This is a genomic window from Paenibacillus sp. SEL1 (assembly GCF_054602535.1).
In genome coordinates this window covers 121,979-142,439 of sequence record NZ_CM137723.1, presented here as the reverse complement: position 1 = coordinate 142,439, position 20,461 = coordinate 121,979, and the positions used below count along the sequence as shown (strand labels likewise).

The window sequence follows — 20,461 nt, the reverse complement described above, 5'->3', positions numbered from 1 at the left end:
GAGAGCAAGATGGCTTCAGTGTGTAAAGATGTATTGTGCAGAAGTGCGGTTCCTGAGGATGTGGAGCCTTTATATCAAATGATTAGCGGCTATGCAGAGCGGGGGATTATGCTGCCACGTTCGAGGGAAGTGCTTACGCGCCAACTGGAGCTGTTTATTGTTGCAGAGGTGGACGGCGAAGTTGTTGGTTGTGGTTCTTTATGCAAATTGGGCGCTGATCTGGTAGAGATTCGCTCCCTTGGCATCTCTGAGGGACACAAAGGTATGGGGATTGGCTCTAAGCTCGTGGAGGGCCTTATTATAGAAGCACGGCGGCAACGTATTCCTAAAATTATGGCATTGACCTACGAGGTCTCCTTTTTTATAAAAAACGGTTTTGATGTAGTAAGCAAAGAGATTTTCCCTGAAAAGGTATGGACCGACTGCATTCACTGTAGTAAACAAAACAATTGTGATGAAATCGCAGTGTTGAAAGTACTGAACTGACCTGTCAATAATGAGGTCAGTTCTTTTTTCATCAGGACCTAATCATGCGTATATTATACAGCCTACATTGTTTAATCCTGATTTATTTCTCATATGTTTTGAGCAACCACCAAATGAATTGATGATGAGGCTCCAGTTCGGAAGGTATTCCATTCAGGCTTCTTATGGGATGTTCCTTATGATAATCAGTATCATTATAAAAGTATGCAGTGCCGTCTAATGGAACTCGGTGTTTATATTTATACAAGGCGACAGCATATCTTTCAGACGCTCCACTTCTGCTTGGACTATATGTATATCCTTCCCAATCGGCTAGTGTTAAATCATCGTAATGTTGTATTGCCGATATACTGTATTTTATTTGCTTGGGAATACTTGGACTGAATTCTTGAGGGTAAAACAAAATGGTATTCCATATGCTTAAAAGTATTGTAGGAACCAAGATTAAGGCACAACACAGGGGGCTTAATTTACGAATTAAATGGATGACTGAAATAATAAGGGCTGCATTCAGGATGAATACCAATGGCAAAGCAACTACTCTTCCTAGTCCTGTATACGGAAACAACTCGATTAAAATTTGAAACATACAAATTGTAGGTAAAAGTGCGATCGATGCGTATAAGAGATTGCGGCGATTAGTTCTCAAATTTAATTCCTCCTCAAGGACAAAGAAGCTATAATGGTATGGCGACATAGTCTCGAATTTTTCTATTTTCTGTGTCACTATACATAATTACGGTTTTTATACGCTGTATATTGAGATTTTTCGTGAAAAATCGTAAACGTTCTGGATTCATTCCAGTAAACTAAACTGTTGTGATAAATCTTGTTTATTGAAAATACTGATCTGACTTGACAATGATCAGGTCGGTTTGGTATTTTTGTATTATCGGTTAGCACTCATCGCGAACGAGTGCTAATGATTCCATTTAACAATCATGCTATTATGGATAAACAACAAGGGGGGATTCGCTTGTTAACCGAACGTCAGAGACTCATTCTGAATGCGATTATTGATGACTACATTCGTTCGGCTGAGCCAGTGGGTTCCCGCAGCATATCCAAAAGGCAGGATGTCGGATTCAGCCCGGCCACGATCCGTAATGAAATGTCGGATTTGGAGGAACAGGGCTATCTGGAGCAACCCCATACTTCTGCGGGACGCATCCCGTCTCATAAAGGCTACCGTTATTATGTGGACCATCTGGTGCCACTGAATACACTGAAGCCTATGGAAATGCGGGAACTGAAAGCCTTTTACGCCGAAAAGCTGAATGTAATGGAACAAGTGATCCAGCATGCGTCAGGCATTTTGTCCCATATGACCAATTATACTTCCATCCTGCTTGGGCCGGAGGTTTTTCATACTTCATTGCGTCATTTTCAGCTGCTGCCGCTCAACGAAACGACGGCTGTGGCGATAATCGTGACCAATACCGGTCAGGTGGAGAATAAAACGGTAGATATTCCACCGGGAATTTCGATTTCCGAGATGGAGAAGGTTGTGAATTTACTGAACAGCAAGCTGGTCGGTGTGCCGATTTATCAGCTTAAATCCCGCCTTTACACCGCACTTGGTCAGGAGATGGAGAAGCATGTGTCTCATTTTGAGGACGCTATGAAGGTGCTGGATAAAGCACTGGATAATGAATCGGATCAGCGCTTGTATTTGAGCGGTGCGACGAACATGCTCAATCAACCTGAATTTAAAGATGTAGAAAAGGTTAAACATATTCTCGATCTGCTGGAGGAAACACCAACGCTACTTAAACTAATGACACCTGTTGCCGGGGCACCTGAAATTCAAGTCCGCATCGGCACTGAAAATGATCATGAGGCGTTTGCTAATTGCAGCCTAATTACTGCTACGTATGCAGTAGACGGAGAAGCGTTGGGTACTATAGGCATACTGGGTCCGACACGGATGGAATATGCGAGAGTTATTAATATTTTGGGTATCCTGTCTAAGGATTTGACCGCAATGCTAACGCAGCGGTTTAAATAGAACAAGACCGCATAGGTTGCGGTACTACATGTTCCGCGCCGGGATACGGTTTGTATCCTGCGCGGGTGCATTGTCGCGTGTTTTTGTAAAGGTAGTTATGACTTGAAGGAGGTGAAACATTTTGAAGGAAGAACAAGCGTTCCAAGAAGAAAAACAACAAAATGTAAGCACAGAGGAAGCCGCCGAAACGAGCCAGCAGGAAGAGCCGGTTAATGAAGCGGCGGCACTGGAAGACCAAGAAAGCGAAACAGAGCTGACTAAGCTTCGCGCTCAGGCGGAAGAGCATCAGCAACGGTTTTTACGCGCTCAGGCGGATTTTGATAATTTTCGCCGTCGTACGCTGAAAGAAAAAGAAGACCTTGCCAAATATGCATCTATGAAGCTGGTTACCGAGTTGGTGCCTGTTTTGGATAACTTCGAGCGTGCGCTGGCAACAGCACCGCAAGGAGCGGAGTCTGAGTCATTCAGCAAAGGCGTGGAAATGATTTTCCGCCAGTTTGAGAGTGTGCTTCAGGCAGAGGGAGTAACGGCCATGAATTCAGTGGGACAACCGTTTAATCCTGATTTCCATCAGGCTATTATGCAGGTAGAGAGCGAAGAGCATGAGGAAGGCATCGTCGTTGAAGAGGTACAAAAAGGATACATGCTGAAGGACAAGGTGCTTCGTCCAGCGATGGTAAAAGTGAGCATGTAGCTTTTTCAATATACATTAGAAATACATCATTTTGATTCAACCATTCTGGCCTGCGGGCCTCGTATATACAGAAGGAGGAATTGTCCGATGAGCAAAGTAATCGGTATTGACTTAGGTACAACCAACTCTTGTGTGGCTGTTATGGAGGGCGGCGAAGCGGTCGTTATTCCAAATCCGGAAGGCGCACGCACAACCCCTTCCGTTGTTGGTTTCAAAAAAGATGGAGAACGTACTGTAGGGGAAACGGCAAAACGCCAAGCAATTACGAACCCAGATCGTACAATCATGTCCATCAAGCGTCACATGGGTACAAATCATAAAGAAAGCATTGACGGCAAGGAATATTCCGCACAGGAAATTTCCGCTATGATTTTGCAAAAGCTGAAATCCGATGCTGAAGCTTACCTGGGACAAACGGTTTCTCAAGCTGTTATCACTGTTCCAGCTTACTTCAATGACGGTCAACGTCAAGCAACCAAGGATGCAGGTAAAATTGCCGGTCTGGAAGTTCTGCGGATTGTCAATGAGCCAACAGCAGCTGCATTGGCATACGGTATGGAAAAATCCGAAGACCAAACGATCCTCGTGTATGACCTGGGTGGTGGTACATTCGACGTATCCATTCTGGAACTGGGCGACGGTTTCTTCGAAGTTAAAGCAACAAGCGGCGATAACAAGCTGGGTGGCGATGACTTTGACCAAGTGATTATTGATTACCTCGTAAATGAGTTCAAAAAAGATCAAGGCATTGACCTGAGCAAAGATAAAGCTGCTGTACAACGTCTGAAAGATGCAGCGGAAAAAGCGAAAAAAGAACTGTCTGGCGTACTGACAACAACGATTTCTTTGCCGTTTATCACAGTAGCTGATGGCGTTCCACAGCATTTGGAGTTGAACCTGACTCGTGCGAAATTTGAAGAATTGTCTGAAGGTCTGGTAGAACGTACTTTGGGACCTACTCGTCAAGCGATGAAAGATGCAGGCATGAGTGCCAGCGACATCGACAAAATCGTTCTGGTCGGCGGTTCCACACGTATTCCGGCTGTACAAGAAGCAATCAAAAAGCTGACAGGTAAAGAGCCTCACAAAGGCGTAAACCCTGATGAAGTAGTAGCTTTGGGTGCGGCAGTTCAAGCGGGTGTACTGACTGGTGATGTGAAAGACGTCGTTCTCCTTGACGTAACTCCACTGTCCCTCGGTATTGAAACCGCAGGTGGCGTATTTACTAAAATGATTGATCGTAACACGACGATCCCTACGAGCAAATCGCAGGTGTTCTCGACGTATGCCGACAATCAGCCTAGTGTAGAAATTCACGTGTTGCAAGGTGAACGTGAAATGGCAGCAGGCAACAAAACGTTGGGTCGTTTCCAATTGGGAGATATCCCTCCAGCACCACGTGGTGTACCACAAATCGAAGTTACCTTTGATCTGGATGCGAACGGTATCGTGAACGTATCTGCTACAGATAAAGGCACAGGTAAAAGCCAAAAAATTACGATCACATCTTCGAGTGGCTTGAGCGACGAAGAAGTAGAACGTATGATGAAGGATGCCGAGTTGCATGCGGAAGAAGATAAAAAACGCAAAGATTTGGTAGAAGCGAAAAACGCTGCGGATCAACTGATCTACTCCGTAGACAAAACGATTAAAGATCTGGGCGAAAAAGCGGATGCAGGCGAAGTCGAAAAAGCAAATGCAGCTAAAGAAAATCTGCAAAAAACGCTGGAAACCGACAACCTGGAAGACATCAAAAAAGCTACTGAAGAACTGACTGAAATCGTTCAGCAATTGTCTGTGAAGCTGTATGAGCAAGCTGCTCAAGAAGCACAGGCTCAACAAGCTCAAGATGGCGCAGCAGACAGCAAAGGCCGCGACAACGTGGTTGACGCGGACTATGAAGTTGTTGACGAAGACCAGAAGAAAGACTAAGCTACGGATCGGGTAGTGGTAGCTTTACGGTACACCGATGCATTATGATATACTGAATAGTAATTGCAGCGTAGCTGCCTTGATAAATAACAATTAGCCGAAGGGTAACAGTTATTTCCAAGATAAATAAGCATATTACGGGTTGTACTGCCTTGAAATGATGGGAAGGTCAAAGCCGGGTCATCCCGTGCCTTTGGCTTTCCTTTTATATGTAGTGCAGACACGTTGTAGGCATGGGGGTGGAACATTGGCTGATAAGCGTGATTATTATGAGGTGCTGGGCGTCGCGAAGGGCGCTTCGGATGAAGAAGTCAAAAAGGCTTACCGTAAGCTTGCGCGTCAGTATCATCCGGACGTGAACAAGGCTGCGGACGCGGAAACTAAATTTAAAGAAGTGAAAGAAGCTTACGATGTTCTCAGCGATGGTCAGAAGCGGGCAAGATACGACCAGTATGGTCATGTAGACCCGAACCAGGGCATGGGAGGCGGCTTTGGTGGTGGTGCCGACTTCGGTGGCGGGTTTGGCGATATTTTTGATATGTTCTTTGGTGGCGGCGGCAACGGTCGACGCGATCCGAATGCACCGCAGCGTGGGAACGATCTTCAATATACGATGACGATTGAATTCAAGGAAGCGGTGTTCGGTAAAGAAACCGACATTCATATTGAACGTACGGAAACATGTGATACGTGTCACGGTACGGGAGCCAAAGCGGGTACTCAACCACAAACCTGCTCCGTCTGCCACGGTAGCGGACAGGAAGAAGTGGTGCAGAATACACCGTTTGGTCGTATGGTTAATCGACGTGCCTGCTCCAATTGCGGCGGTTCCGGTAAAATCATTAAAGAAAAATGTACGACTTGTAGCGGTTCGGGTCGGGTACGCAAGCAACGTAAAATTCATATCCGTATTCCAGCGGGTGTGGATGACGGCGCACAAATGCGTATTAACGGTGAAGGCGAAGGCGGTGTCAACGGAGGACCGGCAGGTGACTTGTACGTCGTGTTCCGTGTGAAATCGCACGACTTCTTTGAGCGTGAGGGAGACGATATCTACTGTGAAATTCCGCTGACGTTCTCACAGGCAGCATTGGGAGATGAAGTCGAGATCCCAACGTTGACCGAGAAAGTGAAGCTGAAAGTTCCAGCAGGTACACAAACAGGTACTTACTTCCGTCTTAAAGGAAAAGGTGTGCCAAAACTGCGCGGCGTAGGTCAGGGTGACCAGCATATTAAGGTAGTTGTGGTAACGCCTAGTAAACTGAGTGAGGAACAAAAGGATTTGCTGCGTCAGTTCTCTTCGCTTAGCGGAGAGCAGACACATGAGAATGAGCAGTCTTTTTTTGACCGTGTGAAGCGCGCCTTTCGAGGCGACTAAGCCCAATTAGGAATCGCGGAGCTTCAACCATGAATCAAAGGAAACTATTCCGCAATTGCGGGATAGTTCCTTTTTTTATATTCACGTAAACACATACATAACCATTTTTGTATAGACATGTTGAACTGTTGAAGACTTAATATCAAGTAGAAAGGGGTGAGTTCCATCGGAAATGTACAGCTCAAGCTGCGTCGGGGTAAACCGCTATTAAAGCTCAGAGGCTTAATTACACTGCTAGTATGTCTAGTTATGGCACTTGTGCTTCTGCCTGTAACCCTCTTATTTGCTGAGAGAGTGGAGCATGAAACTGAGAAGGGACTGGAAGAAAAGGCAATGTCCATCGCGCGTACACTCGCCCATACGCCGCTTATTGTCGAGCAATTGCAAGGGACGGGTTCGTCTCCTTCCATGCAGGAGTATGTGAAGAGGGTTTCAGCAGCAAATCACATCCAGTTTATCGTGGCAATGGATATGAAGGGAATTCGTAAAACGCACCCGGATGCTAGGATGATCGGCAAAGCCTTTGTCGGCGGAGACGAATATACCGCACTTCATGGCCATGAGAGCGTGTCCGTTGCGAAGGGAACATTGGGCTTGTCCATGCGAGCCTTTTCCCCCGTGTTCAGTTTAACGGGGAAGCAGGTAGGGGCGATTGTTGTTGGTATATCCATGCAAGATGTACAGATGGCTCAGGAAGGCAACAACCGTCTTATTGCAATAGCCATTGGCACTGGAATGTTGATTGGCACTGGAGGTGCGGTTGTGCTGGCTCGTAAAATCAAAAATATGCTAGTCGGTCTCGAGCCGCCGGAAATCGCACGCTTGCTGGAGGAACGCAGCGCTATGTTGCAATCCATCAAGGAAGGAGTTATTGCGGTAGATGAATTCGGTTGCGTCATGCTGATGAATGCAGAAGCGATACGTCTGCTTAGACAAGCGGGGATTGAAGATTTCTCATTCTCCGGACAGGAGATTACCGTTTATCTATCCGCTTTTCGATTGCAAGAGGTCTTGGAAGCGAGTACTCCACAAATGGATGAGGAAATGGAGCTGGGTGGAATAACCTTGCTGACCACCAGTGTTCCGATACGGGTCAAGGGGGAAATTGTGGGGGCAATTGTAACCTTTCGGGATAAAACGGAGATGAACCAGCTTGCGGAACGTTTGACAGGAGTGTCCCTGTACACAGAAGCACTACGTGCGCAGGCTCATGAATTTATGAACAAGCTGCATGTCATTATGGGGATGGTACACTTACGAATGTATGATAAACTGGAGCATTACATTATGGATGCCGTCGAGCATCATCAAGTGGAGATTGGCTCCATCACCCGGCAGATCAGGGACCCAGTTATGGCAGGGTTTGTGTTGGGGAAATTAAGCCGGGCCAGAGAAGTAGGGGCGAATTTTGAACTGACTCCAGGTAGTTACTTGCCCGAATCCAGTCAAACTCAAACGACGCATGAACTGATTACTATTCTTGGCAATCTCTTTGATAATGCGGTGGAGGCGATGGAATCTTTGGAGCACAAGCGGATTACCCTTTCACTTTATTATGAGGAAAGTCAGAAGAACGGTTATCTGACCTGTATCATGTGCGATAATGGTCCGGGTATACCGGAAGGGCTTGTAAAGGCTATATTTGAAAAAGGTTTTTCGACCAAGGGAGAGTCACGAGGAATGGGCCTTTATCTGGTGACGCAAAGCGTGAAAAGATTACAGGGAAGTATAAAGTTGATCCCAGCCGAGCAAGGGTGCTGTTTTCAGATTACGATTCCATACATGATAGCGGGGAATGATGAACATGATTAATGTCCTGATTGTAGAAGATGATCCGATGGTTGCGGAATTTAACCGCAAATATATGGAGCAGGTGGAAGGTTTTCGATGTGGGGGCTGGGCTTCTTCTGTGGAAGAGGCGAAGAAATATATAGCTGAACAGGCCATTGATCTGATACTGCTAGATGTGTATATGCAGGAAAGTAATGGCCTCGATTTACTGTCATTCATACGGGAGACAGGTGTAAATATAGATGTCATTGTCATCTCGGCTGCAAGTGACATGAACAGTGTCAAAAAAGCGATGAACTTCGGCGCGGTGGATTACTTGATTAAGCCGTTCCACTTTAACCGTTTTTTGGAGGCCCTCACGGGGTACCGAGAGCACATTAGCATCGTGCGTGAGCACAGTCTACTTTCTCAGGAGGAACTGGACCGACTGATTTATCATAAAAGCTTGACTAAAGACTTGGCACGGTTGCCTAAAGGCATAACTAAATCCACGCTGGCTATGATATGGAATTGTATCCAGCGGCATAATAAGGTGCTATTTTCCACCGAGGATATTGCGGAGAGCGCAGGGATATCCAGGGTGTCTATGCGCAAGTACCTGGCTTTTATGACAGAGATTGAGGCTCTTTCCATGGAAACCATATACGGTACCATAGGACGCCCTGTTTACCAATACCGAATATTGCCACAGGCAGAAGGCATCATGAACAGTTTTATTTAAATCTTCTTTCTGATTACTTTAATTACAAAAGTGAATGATTAGTTATAAAACCAAATAAAGCGTTTTCCAAGGTGTAGAATGGAAACATGATCATCATTCTTCACTTTATGGAGGGAGATTTATGGAAAATGCTACGAATCAGCCTGTCATTCAAAAGGGGCAAAGATGGAGTAAAAATTTTGTAGATGGCATCAGAATGCTGGGTAGGGTAAAGTTGGGGGTTATTCCTCTTCCACTCTATGCCGTGATCGCGCTGATTGTTTATGCAGCTGCAGTTACTGAAAGACTTCCAAACGATCTGTTGGGCGGGTTTGCCGTCATCATGATTTTAGGTATACTGCTCAGTGATCTAGGGGCCAAACTTCCATTGCTTAAGCATATTGGCGGGCCGGCCATTTTATCACTTATGGTTCCATCGTTAATGGTATTTTGGAATATGTTTAGTCCATCTGCGATGGGTGCGGTACACACGCTTATGAAAACCTCGAATTTTCTTTACTTCTACATCGCATGTCTAGTAACGGGAAGTATTCTTGGCATGGATCGCAAAATGCTGATGAACGGAATTGTTAAAATTTTTGCCCCCATTATTATAGGATCTATTGCAGCTGTTGGCGTGGGAATGGTGGTGGGTATGGCTTTTGGCTATAGCGCCTATCATATATTTTTTTTCATCATCATTCCGATTATCTCCGGTGGGATTGGGGAAGGCATTTTACCGTTGTCCATTTCTTATGGATTAGTGCTGGGCAAGGATTCGGCAATATTCGTATCCCAGTTTATCCCGGCTGCAATTATCGGGAACATTGTTGCAATCATAGGTGCGGGTGTTCTGAAGAGATTAGCAGAGAAGAATCCAAAAACTTCAGGTAACGGAAGGTTACTAAAACTAGATAAAGATGCAGACAAGTTAGCCCCGGCAAGTCTGGAACAATCGATTTCTTTTCCATTGATGGGAGGAGGTCTGCTGTTGGCCTGTACTTTCTTTATTGTGGGTAAGCTGCTGGAGCCGTATCTCCATATTCCAGGTCCGATCCTCATGATTCTGGCGGCGGCATTAATTAAGTGTATTCAGATCATGCCGAACACATTGGAGCAGGGAGCTTTTCACTTGTACAAATGTATAACGGCAAGTCTGACGTGGCCCTTGATGGTGGGATTGGGTATTTTGTATGTACCTTTGGATAGTGTAGTTGGGATTTTAACGGTTCCTTATGCCATTACCTGCGCATCTGTTGTAGTTGCATTGATTGTTACCGGATACTTCACAGGAAAATGGATTCATATGTATCCCGTAGAAGCTGCTTTGGTGACTAGCTGTCGCGGTGGATTAGGGGGCACGGGAGATGTAGCCATTCTGTCTGCGTCCAATCGGATGGAACTGATGCCTTTTGCACAAATTGCAACACGTATTGGCGGGGCAGGCACGGTCATTTTAGCAACTTTGTTACTCCAATTTTGGAGCTGATGAGTTTTATACACAGGACTGAGTTTCATATCCAAATAGAGACATGAAAGGACGGAGAAAAATATGAGCAGTTTAATAGACGAAATTAGAGAATTACATGCAGGTGGCAAAATGGAGACCTTACCAAAGAAGCGAATTGAAACGATGGAGGGGTTGTCCAAAGTGTATACGCCGGGTGTAGCTGAAATTTGTATGGAAATCGCCAATGACCCAGCCAAAGCATATCAATTAACGATCAAAAAGAATACAGTAGCAGTCGTTTCAGACGGAACAGCAGTACTTGGATTAGGAGATATCGGACCGGAGGCCGCTATGCCTGTAATGGAGGGTAAAGCAGTGTTGTTCAAACAATTTGCAGGTGTCGACGCCTTCCCAATCTGTCTCAACACGAAGGACGCTGATGAAATTGTTCAAATTGTCAAAATGATTGCTCCTGCCTTTGGCGGCATTAATTTGGAAGATATATCTTCGCCACGCTGTTTTGAAATCGAGAGACGGTTGAAGCAGGAACTAGACATTCCAGTATTTCATGATGATCAGCATGGTACGGCAGTTGTTGTATTAGCGGGTCTGGTCAATGCATTAAAGGTATGTGGCAAAAAAATGGAGGATGTCAAAGTTGTATTTGCAGGGATTGGTGCGGCGGGTATGGCCTGCTCCCGTATGCTGCTTAAGGCAGGTGTGCGCAATCTGATTGGCGTTGATCGACAGGGAGCTATTCATCGTGACGTGGAGTACAGTAACCCGCATTGGACAGAGTATGCGAACATGACTAATCCGCACAATTTAAGTGGAAGTTTATCCGATGTGATTGTGGGAGCTGATGTATTCATTGGTGTGTCAGGCCCGAATATACTGACTGTAGAGGATATACAGAGCATGGCAACTGATCCTATTGTGTTCGCCATGGCGAATCCGAATCCGGAAATTGATCCAGCTGTAGCCGCACCTCATGTACGTGTACTTGCTACCGGTCGCTCCGATTTTCCAAATCAGATTAACAATGTGCTGTGCTTCCCGGGAATTTTTCGGGGTGCTCTAGATTGCCATGCTACGACGATTAATGAGGAAATGAAGCTAGCTGCCGGACTTGCCATCGCTGATGCGATCTGTCCTGAAGAGCTAAGTGAAACTTATATCATACCGAATGTTTTTAATCCGAAGGTGGTTCAAAAGGTACGGGATGCTGTTATTCGTGCTGCATGGGAGACAGGAGTAGCCAAGTCAGGTGAAGCTCCGGCAGCTACTTTACACCCGTAAAAGTTATAGTCTTCACAAACTATAGTTCACTGTCTAGGCCCACTGTTTCCATTATCGTCTGCATCCGTCTAGTCTTCGTAGGGAATATAAAATCGTGCCAATGAGCAGGATATAACAAAGCGTAACTCTCTATGCTTTTGAAGAGCAGTTACGCTCAATACTACACAGGGAGATTTTGAGATGGGCGAAAAAAATATTTTGGCGTATTTCAAAAGTCCTGAGGAAGCACAGGGAGCCGCTAGAAAACTGGAAGCACTCCGGGTAGCCGATGTGTCGATAGACCGATTTAGCCGGTATCCGCGGCAGTCTACTGGCAACGCCGGATTGCCTGTATTTTCAGGACAGATTAGCAGCTTATCCTCACTGACACAGGGCGTGGACTTTACAGATGCAACTCCAGCAATACTGGCTGCGGCTGATCCGTCCGCCAGTGGCATGAGTGATGGAGGACAAGGCGGACCGACAGGCCGCGATATTTTGTTGACCGCTGTGGTGGATGAATCCATACATCATCAGGCGATGTCCATCGTGGAACAGGCGGGTGGAATGCTGTGAAAAGTTTGGAAGGAGCAGTGACCGATGTCCAAAAACAAACGGTTTGATAAAGTGCTGACCAAAACCGAAAAAATCAAACGCATGCAATCTGCTAAAAATGAAGATGTTGAGTTCTCGGCAGATCAGGCAGATGCTGAGGATCTAGAAGCGATCCGGCGTAGCGAAGTAGCTGACCGTCGTCAGCAGCGTATCATAAACGACAATGAGTAGAATTTAATAAAACGGGTTATCCCCATCAACAATGATGATTTTGGGATAACCCGTCTTATTTGTGTTCTTTCCTCTTCCTATTCATTATCCGCTATATGCTGTTGCACTAAAAACAAGAGGACCGGAGACAAATGCAGTAGTCGCAGGCGTCTGATTTTCAATAATCAGTTGGTAGTTTTGCACGCCCAGAGGTGCAACGTCTACCGTTTCGACATTAAGAATAATATTGTTATCGAAGACATTGGATTCCAGTCCGTAATAAATTTCTTTGCCAGCTCTCCAAATCCGTACAAGTACTCTAATGTTACCGGCACCGACAAAACGTAGTCCAATCGAGGCTTTTAATTCTACTCGGTTGTTGACAGCTCCAGGAATAGCAGGATCAATAAATACAGACGTCGTAGCAATTCCAAGTCCGGCTGGAGAAATCGGAACAGGAAGATTTATACCATTCGTGATAGGTGTAATAACACTGGCATTATAATCTAACACCGTCTTTGCCATACTAAATCACTCCTTTTCTAGTATATTGTATTGTATGTACTAGAGTTAAGGGTGCTTGGACTAAAAGAGAGGACAACAAATACAAGCTCTACAAAAAATATTTTGAGCACCGATAATATTAGCTTTTTTGAACTCCTGTGCATGTATATAGTACAATGTAATGTATGCATGTGAAATGAGGAGGAAATGAAAACCATGTTGTGGAATGAAATTACAATACATACAACCGAAGAAGCCATCGAAATGATTTCGAATTTTCTGCACGAAGCAGGTGCAGGAGGGGTTTCCATTGAAGAATCTGGTTCGCTCAACAAGCCACGGGATACATCCTATGGGCAGTGGTATGATCGGCCTTTGAACGACATACCTGAAGGACAAGCGATCATCAAAGGCTATTTTGCCGAAGAAGTGGACATGGATAGTATTCGTTCGCAGATTGAGCCGCGCGTCGAAGAATTGAGAACTTTCGATATTGATCCTGGTGAGGTTCAGTATGAGCTGAAAACAGTTGATGAGGATGACTGGGCAAATGCTTGGAAGCAATATTTCAAGCCTTTGCGTGTATCGGACCGTCTGACGATTAAACCCACTTGGGAGGAATATGAGCCTGCGAGTGAAGAGGAAAAAATCATTGAACTGGACCCTGGTATGGCCTTTGGGACCGGAACGCATCCTACGACATCCCTTTGTCTGAGAACGCTGGAGTCTGTGATTAAGGGTGGAGAAGAAGTTATTGATGTCGGCACGGGTTCCGGTATTTTGGCCATTGGAGCTGTAAAGCTGGGAGCGAAGCATGTACTTGCCTTGGATTTGGACCCGGTGGCAGTATCCAGTGCGCGGGAAAATACGCGTTTGAACGGACTGGAGGAACGCATCACCATTAAAGAAAGTGATTTGCTATCTGTGCTTAATGCAAGCGATCCAACGCTGGGTATCCAGTTACCGGTCAAGCTGGTGGTAGCTAATATATTGGCAGAGATTATTCTGCTGTTCATTGATGATGTATATAAAGCCCTGGAACCAGGTGGTATTTATATTGCTTCAGGGATTTGGAAGAACAAAGAAGAGGTTGTCGAAACTGCTTTGAAAGCAGCTGGCTTTGAGATTGCCGAAATAAGCCGGGATGAAGATTGGCTGGCGTTTGTGGCGAGAAAGAGGTAAGTATGGATTTTCTACAAAATATTTTTCGTGTAAATTTAAATGTTCTTCCCTTTTATTTACTGGCTGTGATCATATCGTTCACGGTTCATGAGTTTGCACATGCGTATTATGCCAATAAATTTGGTGACCCTACGGCCAAGCTACTTGGGCGTGTGACTTTAAATCCGGCAGTGCATATTGACCTGCTGGGTACGCTGCTGCTGTTGATCGGAGGCTTTGGCTGGGCCAAGCCAGTTCCGGTTAATCGTGACAATTTTAGCCGTCCGCGCCTCATGGGCATTATCGTATCGGCTGCGGGTCCGCTGAGCAATCTGCTGCTTGCATTTGTTACTACTTTGATCTATGCCGTGCTCCTTCATTTTCAAGTATTGCCGGGGATGGAGAACCAACGGGTAGCTCAAGCAATCTATTTGTTTATCAATGCTCTGATCAATTTAAATCTATTTTTGTTTATCTTTAATTTGATCCCACTGCCTCCACTGGATGGATACCGGATTGTGGAAGATGTGGCCCCCACTCCTGTACGCCGTAAACTTCAGCAATTTGAACAGTGGTCGATCTTTATTTTTCTGCTTATCCTGGTCATTCCGCAGGTTCGAGCTGTAACAATTGAACCTCTTTACACGCTGGCCCAGATGATTTATATACAGTTTTTGCAGTTCTCTTTTTATATCACTGGATTGTTTGGAGCCTAAGGGCTCCTTTTTTTACGAGAATAGGTAGGTATAACCTGAATAGAAGAGGGAACAGACTGGTCATACAGGCGCAAAAGATGATATGATGTTGCTTGGTGATTTATTCGGATTTTGTACGGAACGTTAGTGGACAACAGTTATTTTTAGAATGAGGATTTTGCAAAATCCAGGAATAGGTGTGAGAGAGAATGCAGCGTTATTTTATTCCGGCAGAGCAATTTCTAGAAGATCACGTGATTGTCGCGGGTGAGGACGCGCGGCATATCGCTAAAGTCATGCGGGGCCGTAGTGGTGACAAAATTATAGTTAGTGACGGGGTATCTAAAGAAGCGCTGGTTGCTTTGGATACGATTGAGCAGGATCATGTTACGGCGACGATTATTGAGCCGCTGAAGATGACCTCTGAACCACATGTGCAGGTCACCATCGCTCAGAGTCTTCCTAAAGGAGACAAGATGGAGACGGTGATGCAAAAATGTACAGAAATCGGAGCAACCGGGTTTGTACCGTTTTTGTCCGAGCGTACGGTCGTGCAGTATGATGCCAAAAAAGAAGGCAAGCGACTGGAGCGTTGGCGCAAGATTGTGAAGGAAGCGGCTGAACAAAGCCACCGTAACCGGATTCCAGAAATTAGCGCGCCCATGACGTGGAAAGAACTTCTGGCTTCTTTTGCTGGGTATGATTTGATATGTTATTGTTATGAAAAAGAGCAGGGTAAACAGCTACGGGATGTAATCCAGCCTTTGGCAGGACAATGGGCGTCGACGGACATGCCGCGTGTTCTGCTGGTGGTAGGCCCGGAAGGCGGCTTTACTGAAGCGGAAAGCCTGGAGGCCGAGCAGGCCGGGGCACAGTCTACAGGACTGGGAAGACGTATTTTGCGTGCTGAGACCGCAGGAATGGCTGCATTGGCATGCATTTTATATGAGACAGGAGAAATGGGAGGGGTTTAATATGCCGTCAGTGGCATTTTACACATTGGGCTGTAAGGTAAACTTTTATGATACAGAAGCGATCTGGCAGCTGTTTAAAAATGAAGGTTATGAACAGGTGGACTTTGATGAACAGACTGCTGATGTCTATCTTATTAATACATGTACCGTTACGAATACCGGTGATAAAAAGAGTCGTCAGATCATTCGCCGCGCGATTCGCCGGAATCCAGATGCCATAGTGGCAGTAACGGGCTGTTACGCCCAGACTTCTCCTGCCGAAATTATGGATATTCCTGGCGTTGATCTCGTTATCGGGACTCAGGATCGGGACAAAATCATTCCGTTCGTGCAGGAAATTCAAGGGACGCGTCAACCGGTGAACGCCGTGCGCAATATTATGAAAACGCGTGTATTTGAGGAAATGGATGTGCCTGATTTTGCTAATCATACTCGGGCCTTTTTGAAAATTCAGGATGGTTGCAATAACTTCTGTACCTTCTGCATCATTCCGTGGTCGCGGGGTCTATCCCGCAGTCGTGACGCCGCCAGCATTATTGCACAGGCGCGTCAATTGGTACACGCGGGCTACAAGGAAATTGTGCTCACAGGTATCCACACTGGCGGTTATGGTGATGACATGGATAATTATGACCTGTCTGATCTGCTGTGGGATCTGGAGAAGGTGGAAGGGCTGGAGCGTATCCGTATCAGTTCGATTGAAGCCAGCCAGATTGATGAAAAAATGCTTGATGTGCTGAACCGTTCCACCAAGCTGGTTCGTCATTTTCACATACCGCTTCAGGCGGGGGATGACACTGTATTGAAACGGATGCGTCGCAAGTACACGACAGAAGAGTTTTATAACAAAATGCTTATGATTCGCAAAGCAATGCCAGATGTAGCGATTACAACGGACGTGATTGTCGGCTTCCCTGGGGAGACGGATGAAATGTTCCGCAATGGCTATGAGCTGATGAAAAAAATCGGTTTTTCGGAAATGCACGTGTTCCCGTACTCCAAGCGCAGTGGAACTCCTGCGGCGCGTATGGAGGATCAGGTGGACGAAGACGTGAAAAATGCACGAGTGCATGAGCTGATACAGCTGTCAGAGCAAATGCAACTGGCGTATGCTGAGAAGTTTGTAGGTCAGGTGCTGGAGGTCATTCCGGAAGTTGCGCCGAAAGGGACCGAAGATAGCGGCATACTCCATGGATATAGTGACAATTATATTCAACTGGCGTTTGAAGGTACTGAGGATCTGGTTGGCAAGGTATGCCGCGTGAAGCTGACGAAGGCAGGCATTAATGAAAGTGAAGGCCAATTGGTCCGCGTACTAGAGAATGGGCTGCAAACAGCTCTGTAAGAACAAAAAAAGCCTGAACAGGCAATAGAGATGGCAAACAAGGATTTCGCCTTTCCTTACAGAGAGGACGGAATCCTTGTTGCGCAAGGAAGGGAGATTACAGGATGGCAGCAAAAAAGGAAATTTCCGCAGGCGGCGTTGTGTTTCGCAAGCAGGGGGAGCAGCTTGAAATTCAGCTCATTACTGACCGATATGGCAAAGTATCCTTGGCAAAAGGGAAAATGGAGTTGGGAGAAACAATCGAACAGACGGCTTTACGTGAAATTCGCGAGGAAACAGGGTTGAACGGGCGCATTATCCAGCATGTAGATATGATTGCTTATACGTATCACCATCCAGAATTTGGGGAAGTAGATAAAGAAGTACACTATTATCTCGTAGAGGCACTGGATGGGGATTTACAGGCACAGATCGAAGAAATTAAAGGAGTTGCGTGGCATACGCCTGAGGAAGCATGGCGTCTCCAGCGCCAGGGTGGATATGACAATAATGATGTCATTTTAAGTAAGGCGCTGTCCATGCTAGGAATTAACGTTTGACTCTGTGGGGAGATATACGATCCTCTAAACGCGTCCACACAGGTAGATAGCAGAGAGGCAAGACCAGCAGAGAGCTAATAACGTTAAACAGAGTTTGGGCATGGGCTACCTTTGCTCCGGGCTCCGTAGATATCCAGGCAGCAGCCATCTCCAGACCAGGGATCAACGGCATAAAGAGCAAGGCTCCGCCTACGTTCAGCAGCACGTGGGACCAGGCTACAAATTTGCCGGACACGCTGCCGCCAACAGCGGCAATCAGGGCTGTTACGCAGGTGCCTACATTGGAGCCGATGACGATGGCGATCCCCACATCAGCTGGCAAGGCTCCCGCAGCGGCAAGGCTAATCGCCATGCCAATGACGGCTGCGCTACTGTGAACCAGCGCGGTCAGGCAGGCTCCAGCAGCGAAGGCCCACCACATGTTGGCTGCAGCGTGATCAAGAAACCAACGGAATAGTCCGGCCTGCTCAATCCAGGGTCCGACCGACTGCATCACGCGAATACCCGCCAGAATCAGCGAAAATCCAGCAAAGACGAGGCTGATATATTGTACAGCCTGCGGACGGCTGAGCCCATTGGAGCCGGATGAAGCTCCGGCAGACACATACTGGCGGCTGGGGACAGCTTCACTCCACAGCACGGCAGTGCTCCAGCAGAGCAGTGAGCCGCAGAGCAGCGGAACAGCCAGCTTGCCGAGCTGGAGCCCCATCAGCTCGGTGGTCAGGCAGGTGCCGATATTGGTGCCGAGAATGATGCCGAGCGTGCGGCCGTAGGTCAATAGCCCGGCGTTGACCAGTCCGATCGTCAGCACCGTTACGGCGGTGCTGCTTTGCAGCAGGGTGGTAATGCCTGAGCTGAACAGCATGCCCCGCCAAGGGGAAACTGTGGCGCGGTTCAACCAGCGGGTGAGGAAGGGGCCGGCCAAATGCCGGAGGGCTGCTTCCATCAGCTTCATCCCGCCCAAAAAAATAAACAGCCCACCGCACAGCGGGAGTATAACATGTATAAACACGGGCATAGCCCCCTTTTCTAGGTGAAAATACTTATGTAACAGCCTATGATCTGTCGGGGACAGCCATGACAAGCATGGCCGAGCTGTTTTTTTATAGAACGATAATTTTTGTAGTATCTTCACAAGCTTTAAAAGCGTGACGTCGATATACAGGCGGGCAGTAGCGGAGCGGTTCATTTGAATCTGGAGAAGCGCCAGCGTTCGCCTTTGCAACGGGATTCTTACCTTTAAATGTGTTACCTAATTCCAAGAATCCCGTTGCAACAGCGATCGTAAGATCAAATGAACCGCGGAACCGCGCCCCTATCGAACAACGTTTTAACACTTTGAGTAATCCAAGAATGGGAGTGAAGGATTTTGCCTTCAGTAATATTAGAACGCAGCCGTAAAAAAAGGCTGGAGCACGCACACCCTTGGGTGTTTAAAAACGAAATAGCCAAGATTGAGGGTGACCCAGAGGCAGGCGATTTGGTCAGCATCGTTAACCATCAGGGGCGTTATTTGGCGACAGGTTACTATAATCCGGCTTCACAAATTACAGTACGTGTGATGTCCTACGAGCCGCTGGAAGCAATGGATCAAAACTTTTTTGCCCAACGCTTTCGCAAATGTCTGGAGCACCGCGAACGTTTTGTGACCGGGGGAAACGCTTATCGGTTGGTGTACGGTGAGGCTGATTTTTTGCCTGGACTGATTGTAGATCGATTTGGTGATGTGTTGGTCGTGCAGTTGTTAACGCTTGGCATGGATCGGCGCAGGGAAGAAATCAGGGATGCGCTCGTTGAAGTAGTGGGTCCTGTTGGTATATATGAGCGCAGTGATGTATCCATCCGTGAGCTGGAAGGATTGGAACAAACGAAGGGTCCTTTATACGGTGATTGCCCGCGTCATGTGGTGGTGACGGAAAATGGCCTGCAAATCAAGGTTGATATCGTAGAGGGCCAGAAGACGGGTTATTTCTTTGACCAGCGTGAAAATCGTGCGGCCATAGCACCATTGATGACAGGTTGGGGAGTACGTAGTGGAATTACGCTACAAGAAGTAGCTGCAGACTCAGGAGATGCGGACACAACGGTCTTGAAGCCAGTGAATAAAAGTGGTAAGGTTGTTGAATTCCCATTCTGGGATGGCGCAACCGTATTGGAATGTTTTTCACATACGGGAAGCTTTACGCTTAATGCATGTAAACATGGTGCTAAAAAAGTAACATGTCTTGATATTTCTGAGCATGCGATTGAAAGTGCGCGGGATAATGTCAAGCTGAACGGTTTTGAGGAACGCGTCGAGTTTGTCGTCGACGATGCTTTTCAATATTTGCGCAATCAAGTGAAAGGTGTAGAGGAACGCAATGCACGAGCCGGGGGCAAAGGAGATACATCCAAGCCGCTGACAGCAGGTGGCGGACGCACCTTTGATGTGGTCATTCTCGATCCGCCAGCCTTTGCCAAAACGAAGAACGCTGTCAAAGGAGCTACACGTGGGTATAAAGATATCAACCTGCATGGGATGAAGCTTGTCAATGAGGGTGGCTATCTGGTGACAGCGAGCTGTTCGTTCCATATGCGGCCAGAGCTGTTCTTGGACACTATTAAGGAAGCGGCGGCAGATGCCGGCAAAATCCTTCGTCTGGTAGACTGGAGAGCGGCTGGTAAGGATCATCCTCAAATTTTGGGTGTGGAGGAAGGCCATTACTTGAAATTCGCCATCTTTGAGGTGCGCAGCCGGACACAGCTTTAGGTTTCATACAAA

General features: G+C 46.7%; 20 protein-coding genes. 17 read left to right on the top strand and 3 right to left on the bottom strand.

The annotated features are described in order from the left end of the window. Window positions 1–9 precede the first annotated feature (9 nt). Entirely contained in the window at window positions 10–486 is a 477-nt protein-coding gene (locus ACYCSE_RS00630) for an N-acetyltransferase (protein ID WP_013311174.1), read from the top strand. Between the two features lie 82 nt (window positions 487–568). Here ACYCSE_RS00630 and ACYCSE_RS00625 read toward each other — a convergent pair whose 3' ends face one another. Continuing rightward, on the bottom strand, window positions 569–1,135 hold the full coding sequence (locus ACYCSE_RS00625; RefSeq protein WP_459700805.1) for a hypothetical protein: 567 nt from the start codon (window positions 1,133–1,135) through the stop codon (window positions 569–571). Between the two features lie 327 nt (window positions 1,136–1,462). On the opposite strand from ACYCSE_RS00625, the gene hrcA reads away from it, so the two are divergent. From hrcA to ACYCSE_RS00575, 10 genes are all read left to right on the top strand, one after another. Beyond that, on the top strand, window positions 1,463–2,494 hold the full coding sequence (gene hrcA, locus ACYCSE_RS00620) for a heat-inducible transcriptional repressor HrcA (protein ID WP_013372178.1): 1,032 nt from the start codon (window positions 1,463–1,465) through the stop codon (window positions 2,492–2,494). Window positions 2,495–2,615: 121 nt separating this feature from the next. Then, a complete protein-coding gene (gene grpE, locus ACYCSE_RS00615) occupies window positions 2,616–3,188 on the top strand; it encodes a nucleotide exchange factor GrpE (RefSeq protein WP_013311172.1) in 573 nt (190 codons plus the stop codon). Between the two features lie 87 nt (window positions 3,189–3,275). Then, entirely contained in the window at window positions 3,276–5,120 is a 1,845-nt protein-coding gene (gene dnaK, locus ACYCSE_RS00610; RefSeq protein ID WP_013311171.1) for a molecular chaperone DnaK, read from the top strand. A gap of 247 nt (window positions 5,121–5,367) precedes the next feature. Beyond that, window positions 5,368–6,498, top strand: coding sequence for a molecular chaperone DnaJ (dnaJ, locus tag ACYCSE_RS00605; protein WP_023989511.1), 1,131 nt, complete (start codon window positions 5,368–5,370; stop codon window positions 6,496–6,498). Between the two features lie 156 nt (window positions 6,499–6,654). Continuing rightward, complete coding sequence (dcuS, locus tag ACYCSE_RS00600; RefSeq protein ID WP_459700801.1) at window positions 6,655–8,310, top strand: DcuS/MalK family sensor histidine kinase; 1,656 nt, start codon at window positions 6,655–6,657, stop codon at window positions 8,308–8,310. Further along, entirely contained in the window at window positions 8,303–9,010 is a 708-nt protein-coding gene (gene dcuR / locus ACYCSE_RS00595; RefSeq protein WP_069290023.1) for a two-component system response regulator DcuR, read from the top strand. The genes dcuS and dcuR overlap by 8 nt, the downstream gene beginning before the upstream one ends. A gap of 121 nt (window positions 9,011–9,131) precedes the next feature. After that, a complete protein-coding gene (locus ACYCSE_RS00590) occupies window positions 9,132–10,478 on the top strand; it encodes a 2-hydroxycarboxylate transporter family protein (protein ID WP_459700799.1) in 1,347 nt (448 codons plus the stop codon). A 63-nt stretch (window positions 10,479–10,541) separates the two neighbouring features. After that, window positions 10,542–11,738 carry an NAD(P)-dependent malic enzyme gene (locus ACYCSE_RS00585; RefSeq protein ID WP_254330594.1) on the top strand — a complete coding sequence of 399 codons (1,197 nt, stop codon included), beginning with the start codon at window positions 10,542–10,544 and terminating at the stop codon, window positions 11,736–11,738. A 180-nt stretch (window positions 11,739–11,918) separates the two neighbouring features. Beyond that, window positions 11,919–12,293, top strand: a complete 375-nt coding sequence (locus tag ACYCSE_RS00580; RefSeq protein ID WP_013311164.1) for a hypothetical protein — start codon at window positions 11,919–11,921, stop codon at window positions 12,291–12,293. A gap of 24 nt (window positions 12,294–12,317) precedes the next feature. After that, the gene (locus tag ACYCSE_RS00575) at window positions 12,318–12,503 is read left to right on the top strand and encodes a YfhD family protein (protein ID WP_069290020.1); all 186 of its coding nucleotides are present in this window, start codon (window positions 12,318–12,320) and stop codon (window positions 12,501–12,503) included. A gap of 84 nt (window positions 12,504–12,587) precedes the next feature. Here ACYCSE_RS00575 and ACYCSE_RS00570 read toward each other — a convergent pair whose 3' ends face one another. Next, window positions 12,588–13,007 carry a hypothetical protein gene (locus ACYCSE_RS00570; protein WP_039272296.1) on the bottom strand — a complete coding sequence of 140 codons (420 nt, stop codon included), beginning with the start codon at window positions 13,005–13,007 and terminating at the stop codon, window positions 12,588–12,590. A gap of 195 nt (window positions 13,008–13,202) precedes the next feature. On the opposite strand from ACYCSE_RS00570, the gene prmA reads away from it, so the two are divergent. From prmA to ACYCSE_RS00545, 5 genes are all read left to right on the top strand, one after another. After that, the gene (gene prmA / locus ACYCSE_RS00565) at window positions 13,203–14,168 is read left to right on the top strand and encodes a 50S ribosomal protein L11 methyltransferase (RefSeq protein WP_069290019.1); all 966 of its coding nucleotides are present in this window, start codon (window positions 13,203–13,205) and stop codon (window positions 14,166–14,168) included. A gap of 2 nt (window positions 14,169–14,170) precedes the next feature. Next, window positions 14,171–14,863 carry a site-2 protease family protein gene (locus ACYCSE_RS00560; protein WP_023989504.1) on the top strand — a complete coding sequence of 231 codons (693 nt, stop codon included), beginning with the start codon at window positions 14,171–14,173 and terminating at the stop codon, window positions 14,861–14,863. Between the two features lie 188 nt (window positions 14,864–15,051). Beyond that, on the top strand, window positions 15,052–15,816 hold the full coding sequence (locus tag ACYCSE_RS00555; RefSeq protein WP_254325242.1) for a 16S rRNA (uracil(1498)-N(3))-methyltransferase: 765 nt from the start codon (window positions 15,052–15,054) through the stop codon (window positions 15,814–15,816). A 1-nt stretch (window position 15,817) separates the two neighbouring features. Then, window positions 15,818–17,161 carry a tRNA (N(6)-L-threonylcarbamoyladenosine(37)-C(2))-methylthiotransferase MtaB gene (gene mtaB, locus ACYCSE_RS00550; protein ID WP_103049601.1) on the top strand — a complete coding sequence of 448 codons (1,344 nt, stop codon included), beginning with the start codon at window positions 15,818–15,820 and terminating at the stop codon, window positions 17,159–17,161. Window positions 17,162–17,265: 104 nt separating this feature from the next. Beyond that, window positions 17,266–17,700 (top strand): NUDIX hydrolase, encoded by a 435-nt coding sequence (locus tag ACYCSE_RS00545; RefSeq protein ID WP_023989501.1) that lies wholly within the window; start codon window positions 17,266–17,268, stop codon window positions 17,698–17,700. On the opposite strand, the gene ACYCSE_RS00540 is transcribed toward ACYCSE_RS00545, so the two are convergent. Further along, window positions 17,690–18,712, bottom strand: a complete 1,023-nt coding sequence (locus ACYCSE_RS00540) for a Na/Pi cotransporter family protein (RefSeq protein WP_459702450.1) — start codon at window positions 18,710–18,712, stop codon at window positions 17,690–17,692. The genes ACYCSE_RS00545 and ACYCSE_RS00540 overlap by 11 nt on opposite strands. Before the next feature lie 357 nt (window positions 18,713–19,069). Between ACYCSE_RS00540 and ACYCSE_RS00535 the strand changes: the two genes are divergently transcribed. Then, complete coding sequence (locus ACYCSE_RS00535) at window positions 19,070–20,449, top strand: class I SAM-dependent rRNA methyltransferase (RefSeq protein ID WP_459700793.1); 1,380 nt, start codon at window positions 19,070–19,072, stop codon at window positions 20,447–20,449. The last annotated feature ends 12 nt before the right edge of the window (window positions 20,450–20,461 follow it).

Excerpts from the sequence above, each read along its gene's own strand:
- mtaB (WP_103049601.1), top strand. The coding sequence starts at position 15,818 with ATGCCGTCAGTGGCATTTTACACATTGGGCTGTAAGGTAAACTTTTAT.
- ACYCSE_RS00630 (WP_013311174.1), top strand. The coding sequence starts at position 10 with ATGGCTTCAGTGTGTAAAGATGTATTGTGCAGAAGTGCGGTTCCTGAG.
- ACYCSE_RS00545 (WP_023989501.1), top strand. The coding sequence starts at position 17,266 with ATGGCAGCAAAAAAGGAAATTTCCGCAGGCGGCGTTGTGTTTCGCAAG.
- dnaK (WP_013311171.1), top strand. The coding sequence starts at position 3,276 with ATGAGCAAAGTAATCGGTATTGACTTAGGTACAACCAACTCTTGTGTG.
- ACYCSE_RS00575 (WP_069290020.1), top strand. The coding sequence starts at position 12,318 with ATGTCCAAAAACAAACGGTTTGATAAAGTGCTGACCAAAACCGAAAAA.
- ACYCSE_RS00560 (WP_023989504.1), top strand. The coding sequence starts at position 14,171 with ATGGATTTTCTACAAAATATTTTTCGTGTAAATTTAAATGTTCTTCCC.
- ACYCSE_RS00555 (WP_254325242.1), top strand. The coding sequence starts at position 15,052 with ATGCAGCGTTATTTTATTCCGGCAGAGCAATTTCTAGAAGATCACGTG.
- ACYCSE_RS00590 (WP_459700799.1), top strand. The coding sequence starts at position 9,132 with ATGGAAAATGCTACGAATCAGCCTGTCATTCAAAAGGGGCAAAGATGG.
- dcuR (WP_069290023.1), top strand. The coding sequence starts at position 8,303 with ATGATTAATGTCCTGATTGTAGAAGATGATCCGATGGTTGCGGAATTT.
- prmA (WP_069290019.1), top strand. The coding sequence starts at position 13,203 with ATGTTGTGGAATGAAATTACAATACATACAACCGAAGAAGCCATCGAA.
- ACYCSE_RS00585 (WP_254330594.1), top strand. The coding sequence starts at position 10,542 with ATGAGCAGTTTAATAGACGAAATTAGAGAATTACATGCAGGTGGCAAA.
- ACYCSE_RS00580 (WP_013311164.1), top strand. The coding sequence starts at position 11,919 with ATGGGCGAAAAAAATATTTTGGCGTATTTCAAAAGTCCTGAGGAAGCA.
- ACYCSE_RS00570 (WP_039272296.1), bottom strand. The coding sequence starts at position 13,007 with ATGGCAAAGACGGTGTTAGATTATAATGCCAGTGTTATTACACCTATC.